General features: G+C 40.2%; 15 protein-coding genes and 1 riboswitch. Of the genes, 7 read left to right on the top strand and 8 right to left on the bottom strand.

The window, feature by feature from the left end; translation table 11 throughout:
* Positions 1-74: 74 nt before the first annotated feature.
* From thiE to ACYSNO_RS04210, 5 genes are all read right to left on the bottom strand, one after another.
* Entirely contained in the window at positions 75-734 is a 660-nt protein-coding gene (gene thiE, locus ACYSNO_RS04230) for a thiamine phosphate synthase (protein WP_461729831.1), read from the bottom strand.
* Positions 734-1,543 carry a bifunctional hydroxymethylpyrimidine kinase/phosphomethylpyrimidine kinase gene (thiD, locus tag ACYSNO_RS04225; RefSeq protein WP_461729830.1) on the bottom strand — a complete coding sequence of 270 codons (810 nt, stop codon included), beginning with the start codon at positions 1,541-1,543 and terminating at the stop codon, positions 734-736. Before thiD ends, thiE begins: the two co-directional genes overlap by 1 nt.
* On the bottom strand, positions 1,536-2,357 hold the full coding sequence (thiM, locus tag ACYSNO_RS04220; RefSeq protein ID WP_461729829.1) for a hydroxyethylthiazole kinase: 822 nt from the start codon (positions 2,355-2,357) through the stop codon (positions 1,536-1,538). Before thiM ends, thiD begins: the two co-directional genes overlap by 8 nt.
* A complete protein-coding gene (gene tenA / locus ACYSNO_RS04215) occupies positions 2,354-3,019 on the bottom strand; it encodes a thiaminase II (protein WP_461729828.1) in 666 nt (221 codons plus the stop codon). The genes thiM and tenA overlap by 4 nt, the downstream gene beginning before the upstream one ends.
* A gap of 127 nt (positions 3,020-3,146) precedes the next feature.
* Positions 3,147-3,248: riboswitch (TPP riboswitch) on the bottom strand.
* A gap of 116 nt (positions 3,249-3,364) precedes the next feature.
* On the bottom strand, positions 3,365-4,306 hold the full coding sequence (locus tag ACYSNO_RS04210) for an L-lactate dehydrogenase (RefSeq protein ID WP_461729827.1): 942 nt from the start codon (positions 4,304-4,306) through the stop codon (positions 3,365-3,367).
* Positions 4,307-4,594: 288 nt separating this feature from the next.
* On the opposite strand from ACYSNO_RS04210, the gene tsaE reads away from it, so the two are divergent.
* The 3 genes from tsaE to ACYSNO_RS04195 all read left to right on the top strand — a co-directional run bounded on the left by tsaE (position 4,595) and on the right by ACYSNO_RS04195 (position 7,245).
* Positions 4,595-5,068, top strand: coding sequence for a tRNA (adenosine(37)-N6)-threonylcarbamoyltransferase complex ATPase subunit type 1 TsaE (tsaE, locus tag ACYSNO_RS04205; RefSeq protein ID WP_461729826.1), 474 nt, complete (start codon positions 4,595-4,597; stop codon positions 5,066-5,068).
* Positions 5,061-5,585, top strand: coding sequence for a GNAT family N-acetyltransferase (locus ACYSNO_RS04200; protein ID WP_461729825.1), 525 nt, complete (start codon positions 5,061-5,063; stop codon positions 5,583-5,585). The genes tsaE and ACYSNO_RS04200 overlap by 8 nt, the downstream gene beginning before the upstream one ends.
* 607 nt (positions 5,586-6,192) lie before the next feature.
* On the top strand, positions 6,193-7,245 hold the full coding sequence (locus ACYSNO_RS04195; protein ID WP_461729824.1) for a PTS sugar transporter subunit IIC: 1,053 nt from the start codon (positions 6,193-6,195) through the stop codon (positions 7,243-7,245).
* 18 nt (positions 7,246-7,263) lie between these two features.
* Here the strand turns inward: ACYSNO_RS04195 and ACYSNO_RS04190 are convergent, their stop codons facing one another.
* Complete coding sequence (locus tag ACYSNO_RS04190; protein WP_461729823.1) at positions 7,264-8,160, bottom strand: LysR family transcriptional regulator; 897 nt, start codon at positions 8,158-8,160, stop codon at positions 7,264-7,266.
* Positions 8,161-8,305: 145 nt separating this feature from the next.
* On the opposite strand from ACYSNO_RS04190, the gene ACYSNO_RS04185 reads away from it, so the two are divergent.
* From ACYSNO_RS04185 to ACYSNO_RS04170, 4 genes are all read left to right on the top strand, one after another.
* Positions 8,306-9,247 (top strand): 2-dehydropantoate 2-reductase, encoded by a 942-nt coding sequence (locus ACYSNO_RS04185; RefSeq protein ID WP_461729822.1) that lies wholly within the window; start codon positions 8,306-8,308, stop codon positions 9,245-9,247.
* Positions 9,248-9,475: 228 nt separating this feature from the next.
* Positions 9,476-10,528 carry a PTS sugar transporter subunit IIC gene (locus ACYSNO_RS04180; protein ID WP_461729821.1) on the top strand — a complete coding sequence of 351 codons (1,053 nt, stop codon included), beginning with the start codon at positions 9,476-9,478 and terminating at the stop codon, positions 10,526-10,528.
* 143 nt (positions 10,529-10,671) lie between these two features.
* Positions 10,672-11,064: a hypothetical protein gene (locus ACYSNO_RS04175; protein WP_461729820.1), complete on the top strand. Its 393-nt coding sequence runs from the start codon at positions 10,672-10,674 to the stop codon at positions 11,062-11,064.
* A 139-nt stretch (positions 11,065-11,203) separates the two neighbouring features.
* Complete coding sequence (locus ACYSNO_RS04170) at positions 11,204-12,124, top strand: prenyltransferase (protein WP_461729819.1); 921 nt, start codon at positions 11,204-11,206, stop codon at positions 12,122-12,124.
* A 60-nt stretch (positions 12,125-12,184) separates the two neighbouring features.
* On the opposite strand, the gene ACYSNO_RS04165 is transcribed toward ACYSNO_RS04170, so the two are convergent.
* Both ACYSNO_RS04165 and ACYSNO_RS04160 read right to left on the bottom strand, forming a co-directional pair.
* Complete coding sequence (locus ACYSNO_RS04165; protein WP_461729818.1) at positions 12,185-13,945, bottom strand: ABC transporter ATP-binding protein; 1,761 nt, start codon at positions 13,943-13,945, stop codon at positions 12,185-12,187.
* Positions 13,938-15,701: an ABC transporter ATP-binding protein gene (locus tag ACYSNO_RS04160; protein WP_461729817.1), complete on the bottom strand. Its 1,764-nt coding sequence runs from the start codon at positions 15,699-15,701 to the stop codon at positions 13,938-13,940. Before ACYSNO_RS04160 ends, ACYSNO_RS04165 begins: the two co-directional genes overlap by 8 nt.
* Between the last annotated feature and the right edge of the window lie 18 nt (positions 15,702-15,719).

Genomic DNA, 15,719 nt, shown 5'->3' with positions numbered 1-15,719 from the left:
CACACCTTTCCTCACACGATTATAACAAAAGAATACATTTTTTCTTTATGAAACATAAAAAAGAAGCATGAAGCTTAGACTCTTTGTTGGAAATGTTGCCGTAAAGTGTGAATGGTTTTCGGTAAATCTTTGGCCTTAGTGATCATCGAAATGACTGCAAGTCCATCGATTTTATTTGAATCAATCAATCGGCAGTTTGTTTCTGTTAAGCCACCAATGGCAACAACTGCTTTTTGACTGGCAGCAGCGAGTTGGTGGAGTTGCTTGACGCCAAGAGGTGCTTGGGCATCTGCTTTTGAGGAAGTTGGGTAAACCGGTCCGATGCCAACATAATCAATTGCTGACAGTTGATTGGCTGCTTGCACTTCTTGAAGCGTATGACAAGAAAGTCCGATACGTAATTTTCCCTTACATTCCTTAATGACTTCTTGAATGTTCGTGTCATTTTGTCCCACGTGAATCCCGTCAGCTTGAATGGCTAAGGCGAGCGCGAGGTTATCATTAATCAAAAAGAAGACCTGATGTTTGTGGCAGATGGCTTGCAGTTTGCGAGCCATCTTTTGAATCGCTACAGGATCTTTTAGACAATTCGGTCCTTTTTCACGGTATTGAAAAGTCGTGATGCCTGCTTGAATGGCTTGCTCAAGTAACTCAGGCAGTGCTTGCTCTCCTTGGACATCTTGTGTGCCCGCGACAAAATAGAGGGTCAGGTGTTCTGGTAGAAAATCCTTCATTAGCTTCCTCCTTTGTGATAAGCCCAATGATTCACTGGACCGTGTCCGTGACCGACTGCAATCGTGGTCTTGATAGCGGCTTGAATAAAGTCTTTCGCAATCTGGACTGCAGAGAGAACGTCCTGACCTTTGGCGAGTTCCGCTGTAATCACAGCAGAAAAGGTACAACCTGTTCCGTGGGTTCGTTTCGTATCAAGACGAGGTTTGGTTAACCAGAATTTTCTCCCGTCTTCAAGCAGGAGGAAATCGGTGGCATCGGGTACGTCTAATCGATGCCCCCCTTTGATGATGACATTTTTGGCACCTAACGCTTGAATGTCGTTCGCTGCTTTTTCAATCGCTTCTTTGCTTGTTAATTCTTTTTCGACAAGGATTGCGGCTTCTGGTAAATTCGGTGTAATAATTGTTGCTAAAGGAATCAGCTGTTCCTTTAATGCTTGAAGGGCAGTCTTTTCTAATAAGTTCGCGCCACCTTTGGCCACCATGACGGGGTCAACGACTAAAGGACCAAAAGAAACAGTCTGTAACTGGTTCGCAATGAATTGTATCACATCCCCATTTGCTAACATCCCGGTTTTAACCGCCCGAATTTGAAAATCGGTTGCAATCGCTTCTAATTGATTTTCAATCGTTTGACGAGGGAGGTTGAAAATATCATGGACCCCTAGAGTATTTTGAGCAGTGACGGCTGTGAGGACCGAGGTGCCAAAGACGTGTCGTTCTTGAAAACTTTTTAAATCGGCTTGGATACCAGCACCACCCCCGCTATCAGAGCCGGCAATGGTTAAGGCTTGAGGATACTCATTCATGTTTCTTCACCCATTCGCCTTTCACTTTGGCTGCGACCATTGCGCCATTGATTGTTGATAGCTGGTCGAGGAGGTTCATTCGGAAATGTCCCACTTGAAGTTGCTCGAACCCTTCGATTGCTTTTTCACCGGCGATACTATACGTGATACCAGCGAGAACAACGGCCTCCAGTTGTTCTGCAGGTCTATTTGTCGTCAGACTGCCTAAGAAAGCTCCACAAATACAAGAAAGGAGGCAACCACTCCCAGTCATTTGGGTGAAATCAGGTGTCCCATTTTTATTTAAATAGGTTTGTTCTCCATTGGTAATGACGTCTGTCGCTCCACTAATAAAGACGATACAGCGGTATTTTTTTGCGACAGCTTCGGCAATGTCTTGCACGTTTGCACTTCCACTACCAGCATCCACGCCTTTTGCTTCCCAAGGCACGTTGGCTAGGCTCGCTAGTTCTCCTGCATTGCCACGAATCAGTGTCGGTTGAATTTTTTCTAAGAGTTGCTGAATCACTTCTTTTCGATAAGTTGTTGCGCCAGCACCAACAGGGTCAATAACGACTGGTTTTCCTTGGTGATTGGCGGCTTGTCCAGCAAGGAGCATGGCTTTTAGCTGTTCATCATTAATCGTCCCCATATTTAAGACAAGGGCGTGATTGAAGGTTTGGATTTCTGCCACTTCCATGATGGTATTTGACATGAAAGGGGAGGCACCAATGGCAAGCAAGCCATTCGCACTGTCATTGGCAACGACTAAGTTCGTAATGTTATGCACGAGTGGATTGATTTCCCGTAGGGTTTGGATGTGGTCAAAGTTCATTTGTTTTCCTCCCAAGTTTCTTTTTGATAAGACATTTCCCAAAATTGTAATTCTAAGCGGCTACTAATGATAAAGGCTTCTTTCATCGCCGCGCGTTCGTCCTCTGAAGCTTGTTGAGCAAAATGGTCCAACCAACCAATTTGAATGTTCGTCATTTCTTTAAATGCGGGACGATGATAAGTATCAATCCAAGCTTGATAGACCGGGTGAGGGGAACCCACATCTGCAAAATGCTCACCAATTTCTTGGTAAAGCCAATAACAAGGGAGTAGGCCGGCCAAAACAGTCCCAGGAGTTTCTGTTTGTAAGAGTCGGAAAATATGACTCGTGTAGTGATAAGCCGTTGGCGCGATGGGCGTCGCTGTATACTCCTCTGTTGTAATATTCATTTGTTGAAAAAAGTCATTCCGGACACTCACCTCAGATTTTTCTAAACCTTTGGCATTTGCGATGAGGGTCTCTCGAAAATCTCCGTTCTCAGTCGCTGCCGCTAACTGATGGTGTGCTTTGCTAAATTGAATCAAATAATAGCGGTCTTGTAGCAAATAATACCGAAAAATAGCTTCCGGTAGTGTGCCGGCAACTAATTCTTGTACAAAAGGGTGCGCCTTACTTTCTTGCCAGATCGCCCTGGTAGCCTTGTGTAGCTCTTGTGAAAACATCGTGTCATCCTCCGTGAATTTGAATTATTACTAGCTGTGACTCCACACAAAAAAACGCCAATCCTCTAATTTCAGGTCTGGCGTAAAAATGCATTCAAAAAATGAGCACCGGAAGACACCCCGAGCGCTTTCTTTTTGTCAACTTCCCTACGCAAGCATCAACTTACAGGTTCAAAGGGTCTGCGATTTGCATCTCAGTCTTTTTTTCAAGACACCCCTAGTAACAAAGTCATTGTAACATAATGAAAATAAATTACGAGAAAAGCGCCTGGGCTTTTTTTATCAAACACAAAAAAATAGAAAGAGCAGCTCCCTGGTGAATTATTTGGAAGCTGCTTTTTCTATTTACGAAGGGGGATCTTGCAGTTGTTCTTGCATTTTTTTTAATGTTTGCAAAGAAAGGGTCATTTTTTCTTGTTCAATTTGATTGAGGGGTGTTTCGATAATCTCACGGACACCTTTATGATAAATGACGGCATTTGAGCCAACGCAAACATCACTGGTGCCATAGTGGCCTTCCAAATGAACGGAAACTGGTAAGACTGAATATTCATCGTTGAAGATTGCTTTTGTAATTCGAGCGAGTGAAATCGCGATGCCATAATGAGTCGATCCTTTCGCATCAATAATGCCGTAAGCTGCATTTTTGACATCTTCAGCCATGCCATCGAGTTCATCTGCTGAAAATTCAGGGTGACGCTCCAGCCATTCACCAATACTGAGTCCACCAATGTTTGCATGAGACCACACAGGAAATTGGGTGTCACCGTGTTCCCCCATGACCGTTACTTGAACATCTCGAGGATCAATTTTTATCTTTTCTCCAATTGCATTGCGAAGGCGTGCCGTATCGAGTGTTGTGCCAGATCCAATGACACGACCTGCAGGCAAACCAGAGATTTTTTTGACATAGTGAGTTAACACGTCGACAGGATTGGTCGCAATTAAAAAAATACCATCAAATCCAGAAGCCATCACGGATTCAACAATGGATTTCATAATCTTTGCATTACGAGTAATTAGGTCGAGTCGTGTTTCGCCTGGTATTTGGTTTGCACCTGCGGTAATCACAACGAGGTCGGCGTCATGACAGTCAGCATAAGTTGCAGAGTAGATTTGTTTTGGTCCAATAAAAGCGAGTCCGTGAGCCAGATCGGCAACATCACCTTCAACCTTCTTTTCATCCAAATCAATGATGCCAACGTCATTTCCAATTCCTTGTGCGACTAAAGCAAAACTGTAACTTGACCCGACATCGCCATTTCCGACTAAAATAATTTTATTCATTTTTTCACTCTCCTTCATCTGTCTTATTATTTATTATGACAGGTTCAGAAGGGATTTCCTACTAAAATGTTTAGAATTGGTAGAGGTTTCTTGCTTTTTTTGACATCAGTGTGTTTCTTGGCTCCAAGCGGATTGAAGCGTTGATTCTTTGTGAACGCTCAATTGTAGGAAGAGGGGGGAAAGAGAAACGATGGATTTGTTTTCGATTCGGTCTTCCTTTACGATGACGAATCTTGTAAATGATGATATATTAGGAGCGTTAGTAAAAATTCAAAGGAGGGCACGAGTGTGATCTTTTTAGGAGGCCCAGAAGAAACAAAAAAATTAGCCAAAATGATTGGAAGCGTGGCACAAAAGGGGGACAATCTTGTCTTGACGGGGGATTTAGGTGCAGGCAAAACGACGTTAACCAAAGGCATTGCGGAAGGTTTAGGCATCGAGCAAATGATAAAAAGTCCCACCTATACGATTATTCGTGAGTATCTGCAAGGGCGCTTACCACTTTATCATATGGATGTTTACCGAACAGGGGGGAGTGCGGGAGACTTAGGTCTGGATGAGTATTTTGAAGGGGAGGGCTTATCAGTCATTGAATGGGGAAATTTGTTAGAAGACTACTTGCCGGAAGATTATTTAGAAGTTATCTTGACGAAAGACCCAGAAAATAGCGACCATCGCCAAGTCGCCTTTCAAAGTCATGGTCCAGCAGGGCAGCAATTTGAAGCACGAATTTTAGCGAAATGGCGAGCAGCCAATGAGTGAGGCATTGGATTTGATTATTCGTGAAGCAATACCAGAAGATGCCGCACAGTTATTAAAAGTAACTAGAAAAATTGGCGAAGAAACAGCATTTCTAGTGATGGACGAAAAGGGCATCAATCTACCAGAAGAGCTACTTGCCTTGCAATTGGCAGATCTCTATGAAAGTGAATCGAATGTCTTATTTGTCGCCCTTTTCGGTGATAAGATTGTCGGTACGGCCTCGATTAAAAGTGATTCAGAAAAGCGGATCGCGCATATCGGTGAGCTAGGAATCTCCATCTTAAAAGAATACTGGGGAATGGGACTCGGAAGTATTCTCATAGAAGAATTACTTATTTGGGCAGAAGAAAGTCAAACGATCTTTCGCATCGAATTAACGGTCCAAAGTCAAAACACCAAAGCAATCGGCTTGTATAAAAAGTTTGGCTTCAAACAAGAAGCGGTCATGGCACGTGGGGCGCGCAGTGACGAAGGTGCTTTTTTAGATGTCTTATTAATGAGTCGAATGATTGGCTGAAAATTTCAGACAAGAAGTTCGTCCTGTATTTTGACCAATAAACATTCATAACCAACAATCGATGCATGTAAAATTGATTGTTGGTTATTTTTCTATATAAAAAACATCGGTGAAGTTGATTTTGTTTTAGAATATGACTTGTATTTGTCAAAAATATCCTAAAACAAAAGTAAGAAATTCATTAAAAAACAACTATAAATAACAAAGAAATAAATGAGTGGAGCTGTCGTATCAATGTTTTTTTAGGGTATAAATAAAATTAATAGGTCTATAAACTTTAACAATTGGCATTCGCTTTTCGTTCGAGGTAAATTAGTGGTGTCGAAAGAAACAGCAGAGAAAAATAACGAATGAAGCAATAAAATTTTAAGACAAAAAAGAAAAGAAATATTTTTTTAACCACCAATGTGATTTGTTTCACTATAAATAAGAAGATGAGGTTTCTCGAAAAACCGGTTAAAAGAGTGATTTTCAAGCTAAAAAAACATTGATTCAAGCAGTTTTTTGTCTAAAGACTTTAAAAGGAAAATTTTTATCTGAATAAAAGTGAATGTTTTCTCAATGTTCTTCTCGAAATAAAAATTAGATTGAAATAGGGAGATTTATTATGACGACTGAAACCGTTCAAACTCAGATGACACCGAAACTATTTTTTAACAAATTATTAGCTGGAACCGCACAAGGAACGATTATTGCACTAATTCCCAATGCCGTCATCGGTGCCATTTTAAAATATTTCGCACATATTCCAGTGATTGAAATGATTTTAAATGCGGCACTTATTTTTCAAATTGCTACGCCATTGATTATTGCCGCACTGATTGCCAAACAATTTGATTTCACACCGGCAAAATCAATGATTGTGGGGGGCGCAGCTTTTGCAGCATCTGGAGTACTCAATTTTAATCGTGAAGTGGGTGCCTTTGTCGCTGCCGGAACTGGGGATATTATCAACATCATGTTGACAGCAGCCGTTGCTGTCTTGATGTTGATGGCCATTGGCTCGAAATTTGGTTCTGTCGAAATTATTGCCTTGCCGATTGTGGTTGGGATTGGTGCAGGAGTAATTGGCATGTTGGCTTATCCTTATGTGACTCAAATTACGGTAGCAATTGGTCAACTCATCAATGATTTTACAAATTATCAACCGGTTATTATGAGTATTTTAATTAGCTGTTCGTTTGCTTTATTAATTGTTTCGCCACTGACAACGGTTGGAATTGGGATGGCAATCCAATTGAATGGGATGTCTGCAGGCGCTGCGGCGATGGGAATTGCTGCGACAACCATTGTACTCGTTATGAACTCTTGGCGAGCGAATCAATCTGGCGTCACGTTAGCGATCGCGTTAGGTGGCATGAAGATGATGATGCCGAACTTATTTAAATACCCCATTATTTTATTACCTTGTCTCTTTACTGCAGTAGTTGCTGCTGTTCCAGCTGCTCTCTTTAATATTTCGGGAACAGCGAATTCAGCAGGCTTTGGTTTAGTTGGTTTAGTCGGACCTTTGGCTTCGTTTGATCAAGGATTAGGTGGCTTGTTACTCATCATTTGTTGGTTTGTTGTCCCAATTGTCGCAGGCTTATTTGCTCACTTTATATTTGAAAAGGTATTGAAATTATACGATAGTAAAGTCGTTTTTAAATACCAAGGGTAGAAAGAAACATCGAGAGGTTTAATTTTGTTTAATTCTCTCGATAAAATCTTTCATATCTTTTGATAAAGAAGCCTCTTTACGAAGGGCGATGCCAATCGGAAAAAAATGTTGTTTATCTTTTAAAGGAATCCATTTTAAGCCGTCACTTTTACTGACGTTTTGATACTCAATCGGTAAAAGACAGATAGATTCATTTTCAAGCAAACTATGCAAGAGGACTTGTAAGTCATTATTGAAAAGAACGACATTGGGTTCAAAACCAAGGTCTCTTGCACGGTCAAAGAGTAAACGGCCCAACATATAGTTGGTCGTTAGAGAAGAAAAGCGTTGGTCCTTCAAGTCGCTAAAAGTGAGTTGGTCTTGTTGAGACAAGGGGTTGCCTTCGGGGACAACCACGTATACATGATAGCCTTTTGTTGAAGTTTCAAGGAGTTCAATTGAAATTTTTTCTGGAGAAAGATTCGGGTAAGAAAGTAGGCCAATATCAAGTTCGTCTTTTTCAAGCATGGCTTGTAAGTGTGGCGAACCATCTTGAGTAATGGCAAGATCCACGTGAGGATGGGTACTTAAAAACTCTGAGATTTCTTTCATAAATTGCATCGAAAAAAGAGTAGGCAAGCCGATTCTAATCTTTTTCTTCTTCGTTTGCTCTTCGTCTGACATGACATGGATAGCCGTAATCAATTGATCGAATTGATTCACAATTTGTCGTCCTTGTTCATACAAATGTTCCCCCGTTTTCGTCAATTGAAAAGGCTGAGGGGTATGAGTAAAAAGAGAAGTGCGTAATTCGCTCTCCATTTTTTTTAAGGCCAGGGAGAGGGTTGGCTGAGTGACAAAAAGATTGCGAGCCGCTGCAGATAGGTTGTTCGTATCTGCAATTTCAATAAAATATTTTAATTGTTGAATATTCATAAACTCACCTTTCAAGGATAAATAGCAGTCAATTGACACTTTATCACGGAAAGGAAAATGAGAAAGAGAAACTGAAATGATTCTTAGTAATTTGTTACTGAATTTACATAAAAAATAAGGAAACATGCAAGGAGAGAAAAAAGAAATGAAAATTATTATTGCAGGTGCAGGCGCGATGGGCAGTCGTTTTGGCCTAATGTTACATCAATCAAACAATGAGGTGATTTTAATTGATGGTTGGCAAGACCATATCGATGCCATTCGTAAGCATGGGTTACAAGCAAATTTTGATGGCGTACATGTCAAGGAAGACTTAACCATTTACCACCAAGATGAAGTTTCAGCGGTCGATTTTCAAGCGGACCTTGTAATTTTATTTACGAAAGCGATGCAACTGGATTCGATGATGCAAGCCATTCAGAACATGGTCGGCGAAAACACCAAAGTTTTATGTTTATTAAATGGCATTGGTCATGAAGATGTGATTAAAAAGTACGTGCCGTTAACGAATATTTTATTAGGCAATACGATGTGGACCGCAGGTTTAGAAGGTCCAGGGCAAGCGAAGTTCTTTGGAACAGGTTCTGTCGATTTACAAAATTTGGGGACAGATGGAAAAGCATCTGCTCAAGCAGTGGTTGAAGTTCTGAATGGAGCGAAATTGAATGCTAAGTACTCAGAAAACATTTTATCTTCCATTTATAAAAAAGGTTGTGTCAATGGAACGATGAATGGCTTATGTACCTTGCTTGATTCGAACATGGCGGATTTTGGTGAAACGGATGGAGCCGATCAAATCGTAGAACAAATTGTTTCAGAATTTGCTGCGATTGCTGCAATGGAAAACGCCCATTTAAATATTCCAGAAGTGTTAAATCAAATCCAATCTTGCTATAATCGAGAAACCATCGGCTTGCACCACCCATCCATGTATCAAGATTTGATTGTGAATAATCGTTTAACAGAAATTGATTATATTAACGGAGCGATTGTTCGTAAGGGAAGAGAATATGGGATTGACACACCCTACTGTGCGTTCTTAACAAAATTAGTTAAAGTCAAAGAACAAGTCCTAAAGGCACATTAATCAAAAAAAGGATTCTCAAGAGGGGGCAGCTCTAGAGAATCCTTTTTTTGAATAAAAAACAAACAATCCCCTAAAAAGATGATTAGAAAACAACGGAGAGCGAACAAAAGAAATCGGATGTATGCTATGATGCCAACAGTTTAGAGTCTAATAAATAATGTGATTGCTTACGAATGATCAGCGATTGATACTTTCGATAAAACAATTGAGATTGGCAGGGAGATTTGCATGACAAACGCAACACCAAAGGTTCGTATGACACCAAAAGTGTTTTTGAATCAATTATTAACGGGGGCAGCTCAAGGAACGATTCTTTCATTGATTCCAAATGCTGTCATTGGTACGCTTTTTAAAAATTTTTCACATCTGGTAGTGATTCATCAATTGCTTGAAGTCGCCCAATTATTTCAAGTAGCCATGCCTTTTATTATTGCAAGTTTGATTGCCAAGCAATTTGATTTGGCTCCGATGAAGACCATGATTGTCGGAGCTGCTGCTTTTGCAGGATCTGGAGTCATTCAGTTTGATTCTGAAATCGGTCGCTTTGTGGCAGAGGGGACGGGAGATATTATGAATATTATTCTCACAGCCGCGATTGCGATTTTATTGTTTATGGGAGTGGGTTCACGCTTTGGCTCAGTGGAAATTATTGCTTTCCCCCTTGTCGTTGGGAGTCTAGCTGGTTTGATTGGGAAACTCCTTTATCCGTATGTTACGCAAATGACTCTTACTATCGGTCAAGTGATTCATCAATTTACCACCTTGCAACCGATTGTTGTGAGTATTTTAATTGCTTGTTCTTTTGCGCTATTGATTCTTTCACCCCTAACAACAGTTGGTGTCGCAATGGCGATTCAGTTAAACGGATTGTCTGCTGGAGCCGCTGCCATGGGAATAGCCTCGACAACGATTGTACTTGTGATTCATTCTTGGCGAACCAATCAATCGGGTGTTACTTTGGCCATTGCCTTGGGTGGCATGAAATTAATGATGCCCAACTTATTTAAATATCCCATTATTGTTTTACCTTGTCTCTTTACCGCAACCATCGCAGCGATTCCTACGGCATTTTTTAATATTTCAGGAACAGCGAGCTCAGCTGGCTTTGGTTTAGTCGGTTTGGTGGGTCCCTTAACGTCTTTGGAACTAGGGTTAAATGTGGTGCTTTTTGTTCTTTGTTGGTTTATTGTTCCGATTGTTTCTGGCTTATTTGCCCAGATGCTTTTTGAAAAGATTTTTAAACTTTACGATAGTCAGGTAGTTTTTAAATATCAAGGGTAGAAAAAACTTTTCGTTGTTGTTTTTATTTAAATGTTCAGAATTTTCAGTGAAGATGGAACATTCGAACGAGAATAAAACTTCCTGTTTTTTTAGGAAGTTTTTCTTGTATATACGAAGATGGAAAAGAAAAGGAGTGTTTTTGCATGAAAAAAGAGGGAGAAATGTTTTTAAGTTCATTGTTTTTAGGTCTATTGTTAGCTTTGTTCTATTTGTATACAGAAAGTGAAATCGTTGTGTTAGCAGTCACTTTCATAGTGAGTGGCGTGATTGAACGAATCTATGTATTTGGTAAGAAAGAAGAGAATAATGTGGTGTTCAACCACTATAAAGACTTACTAATTGTATATATGTACTTAGCAATGATTTCGATTTTGTTATTAAAATACGTTATTTTTCCTATATTTCAGATTGAACAAGGAAGTAACGGCTTTCTCTTCTTGTTCTTAATGGGCTTTTTTCTTCTAACCTTGCTGAATGTTTACCTGTTTAAAGGGGTGAAAAAAGTGATTGATGACTTCGTTCGGAGAAGGGGTTAGTGAAACGAAGGCTGATTTAAGCGAGTAGAGAGGAGAGTCGCTTCATTTCCTTCACCAATCATAGAAAATCAAGAATCTGCCGGTTTGTGCTATACTACAAGAGCATTTTGATTTGTTTTGTTATTGGAGGAGTTTTTTTATGCGTTTTAAACAATTTTGGGAATTAGCGGAAGTCTACACGGCACCCTTAAATCTCTTTTTAGTTTTATTAGGATGGGCTTATGGCAGTTTTCAGTATGGGATTCAATTAAATGCCGCCTTTTTTTTATATGTCTTGACGATTTTGTTGTTTCACTTAGCCGTCAATATTTTTAATCATTATATGGATTACCAAAATGCATCGGATGACCATGACTACAAGGAAAAATCAAATATTATTGGCCGAGACCAGCTTTCGTTAAAATTGGTTCGTTGGTATTTTGTTTTCTTTATGGCAGCTTCTTGCTTCTTTGGTCTCCTTTTAGTATGGCAAACGAGCCTTTGGTTACTGATTCCAGGAATGCTTGGTTTTTACATTGGGTTGTTTTATTCCTCTGGACCACGACCGTTAAATAGTCTACCGATTGCAGAAACGATTACCTCTTTGGCAAGTGGCTATCTCGTACCATTCGTTGCCTTTTATGTGTTAACTTTTGATCGACAAGAGAGTCTCTTAAAAAGTATGGATGGGAATTTTTTTCTTGTTTGTTTGCCCTTGGTTTTGATGATGTTTAATAATTTAATTGCCAATAATACTTGTGATTTAGAAGAGGATATTGTCAATCATCGCCAAACCCTTGTTTATTATATCGGCAAAAAAAATGCCGTCGGATTATTAAGATTTTTTTTGATGGGCAGTTTTCTTTTGTTACCAGTGCTGGTAATTGTCGATTTATCTCCATGGCCAGTTCTACTCTTGCTGCTTTTCCTACCGAAGCTGCTCCAAGGATTGCGTCCATATTTTGCCGTTCAAGAAAAGCAAAGGACCTTTCCTTTAGTCTTAAAAACAATGTCGGTCATGATGATTGGCTATCCTTGCCTTTATTTTATCGGTGTAATCTTTCGCTTATCTGTTCATTAAATACAGTAAAAACTCGACGAAAAAGCAGTCCAAGAGGCACTTTTTCGTCGAGTTTTTTTCTTAGTTTTTAGAAAATTGACTGTTGTAGAGATTGGCGTAGAAACCTTCATTCTTCATAAGTGTTTCATGGTCTCCTTGTTCGATAATGTCACCTTGATTCATGACTAAGATTTTATCGGCATTGCGAATGGTTGATAAGCGGTGAGCGATAACGAAAGAAGTTTTGCCTTCCATTAATTTGTCCATCGCTTGTTGAATCAACTCCTCGGTACGAGTATCTACTGAGCTCGTTGCTTCATCTAAAATCAACATTGGTGCTTGTTTGATTAAGGCACGAGCAATCGTCATTAATTGTTTTTGACCGACAGAAAGCTCTACGCTGTCATCTAAGATCGTGTCATAGCCTTTTGGTAAAGTGGTGATGAAGTGGTGTAAGCCAACCGCTTTACAAGCATCAACGACTTCCGCTTCAGTAATTTCTTCTTGGTTAAAAATCAGGTTGTCTTTGATACTTCCCTCAAAGAGCCAAGTATCCTGTAAGACCATACAAAATTGATTGTGGACTTCTTCGCGTGTCATCTGATTAATGGATTGTCCATCGATTTTGATGTCGCCGCTGTTCACTTCATAAAACTTCATTAACAAGTTAACGATCGTTGTTTTTCCGGCCCCCGTTGGACCGACAATCGCAATTTTACTACCCGCTGCTGCTTCAACCGAAAAGTCGTTAATAATTGTTTGATCCGCTGTATAACCAAAATTCACGTGTTCAAAAGTGACGTTGCCTTTGGTGTGCGTCAACTGTGTTTTTTTGTTTTCTTCATTGGCCATTTCTGGTTCACCGAGAAATTCAAACACGCGGTTAAGTGCGGCACTTGCGGATTGTAAGTTGCCGAATGCTTGCGCAAGCTGTGACAAAGGATTGGTAAATAAGCGAACGTAAATCATAAAGGCGACAATCACTCCAAAAGTAATCGTGCCATTTAACGCCAACATTGAGCCAATCACACAGACCATCACGTACCCAAAGTTTCCGATAAAGCCCATCATCGGCATCATGATACCAGATAAAAATTGTGCTTTCCAAACGCTGTCGTGTAAGTCGGTATTTAACGATTTGAAATTTTCAGTGACTTCTTTTTCAGCGTTATAGGTCGTAATGACGCTGTGGCCAGAGTAGATTTCTTCTGCATAACTAGAAATAGCTCCTAATTTCGTTTGTTGTGCAACGAAGTGTTTTTGGGAAGTGCCAAGAATCACACCAACCAATACGAAACCAACGAAAACGGATAAAATGACCGTTAGACTTAAGCGCCATTCACTCCGGAACATCATGATAATTGTCCCCACAAGTAGTGTGACGGAAGGGGCCAGTGTTCCTAAACTTTGACTTAACGATTGTCCCACCGTATCGAGGTCATTGGTGACCCGACTTAATGTATCGCCTTGTTTGTGCGAGTCAAAATACTGTAGTGGCAACCGGTCGATTTTTTCTGACACATGCCGACGTAGTTTTTTAGAAAAGTTTTGGGTGACAGTCGTAATGATATACCCTTGAAAGTAGGTCATTACGGCACCGACGATGTAAATAATCGCTAAAAAGAGGGCGATTTCTTTGATTTTATTTGTATCAATTGAAGAAGTTAAACCTGCGGCAATCGTATCAGTAATTTCACTGAGGCGATCAGGTCCCATAATCGTTGTAATGCTTCCAATTGTTGCTAAGACCAAGGCGAGGATAAATGGCAACGTATAGGCGCCGGCATATTTTTGAATGTTCGCCCAAGTCAGATGGCTTTGTGCTTGTTTCTTTTTACTCATTGACCAGTTCCTCCTTTGATAATTGAGAATACGCAATTTCTTGATAGACTTTGTTTTCTTTTAATAATTCTTGGTGTGTGCCTTTGCCAACAATGCGACCTTCATCTAAAACGATAATTAGATTCGCATCCATAATGGTACTGATTCGTTGGGCAACAATTAATTTGGTCGTTTGAGGTAATTGTTCTTTTAAGACACTACGTAAGGTCTTGTCCGTTTGATAGTCTAAAGCTGAAAACGAATCATCAAATAATAAGATTTCTGGTTGACGGGCGATGACACGAGCAATTGCTAATCGTTGTTTTTGCCCACCTGAAAAGTTGCTTCCTGCTTGTGCAACAGGAGCTGCAAGTTGTCCTTCTTCGCGTTCAACGAAGTCTTTGGCTTGTGCAATGGTCAAGGCTTCATAAATCGCTGGTTCATCTAATGGTGAGGCCATACTGGTACCCAAGGTCATATTTGAACGAATGTCTCCGGAAAATAGCACGGGTTTTTGTGGAATATAGCCAATCAGATTGTTCAACGTTTCGTGATCAAAATGATCTAATTTTTTTCCATTCAGTAAGATTTGACCTGTGGTTGTATCAAAGAGTCGCGGAATCAGTTTTAAGATGGTACTTTTTCCACTTCCCGTCGAACCGATAAAGGCAACGGTGTCACCTGCTTTTGCAGAAAAGCTAATATCATGTAGGACGGATTCGGCAGCGTTTGGATAAGTGAAGGAGACGTGATCGAATTGGATCGTTCCTTTTTCTTCAAGTGCTTCACTCTTTTGATTGGTAAAGTGAACAGAAGAAGAAAGGTGCAAGACTTCATTGATTCGGTTAGCCGCAACCATTGCACGCGGTAAAATGAAGAAAATCATGGTCATCATCATAAAACCCATTACGACTTGCATAGCGTAAGAAGTAAAGACAACCATATCAGAAAAGAGGTTGATTTTGTCCATCCCCATTGCGTCTTGAATTAAAAAGGCACCGATTAAATAAACTGCTAGGGTGAGACCAGTCGAAACAAGGGTCATCACTGGATTTAAGATGGACATCATTCTTCCTGTAAATAAGTTTACCGATGTCAACTCATCATTGGCTTTTTCGAATTTTTTTTCTTGGTAATCTTTGGCATTGTAAGCGCGAATGACACGTAGTCCTGTTAAGCTTTCACGGGTCACACTGTTGAGATTATCGGTTAAGGTTTGAATCATGGCAAATTTCGGACGAACGAACACCATTAAAATACCAATCGCGGTCATCAAGAAAATGACAGCAATCGCAGTTGTGGCAGTCCACTCCCAATTTTTATTTGCAATTTTTGTAATCGCCCAAACAGCAGTAACTGGACCTTTAATAATGACTTGAAGGCCCATCGCAATTAGCATTTGAATTTGCGTTAAGTCGTTGGTTGTTCGTGTCACCAGACTCGGTACTGAAAAGTGCTGAATTTCATTGGTGGAGTAGCTCGTCACTTGATTAAAGATTTGTCCTCGAATGCGAGTAATCAGTCCTGCTGCAATCCGAGCAGCAAAAAATCCGACGAGTACGGCACAAGCAAAGCTCAGTAATGAAAGGCCAATCATCTTAAATCCTGGCATCAGGATGTCATTGGTTGTCGTACCGGCTTGTTGTAAAAGCGTGGTGATTTCTGCCATGTAGGCTGGAATTTTTAGTTCTAAATTGACTTGTACTAAAATAAAAAGAATACTCAATACAAATAAAAAGCGTTCGGTGTTGCTAGATCGTTTAAAAAGACTAAACATGTCGATGGGTTCCCTCCT

This window comes from Enterococcus sp. LJL98 (assembly GCF_054871745.1).
The sequence above is the reverse complement of the archived record's forward strand: the minus strand, read 5'-3'. Positions and strand labels throughout refer to the sequence as shown.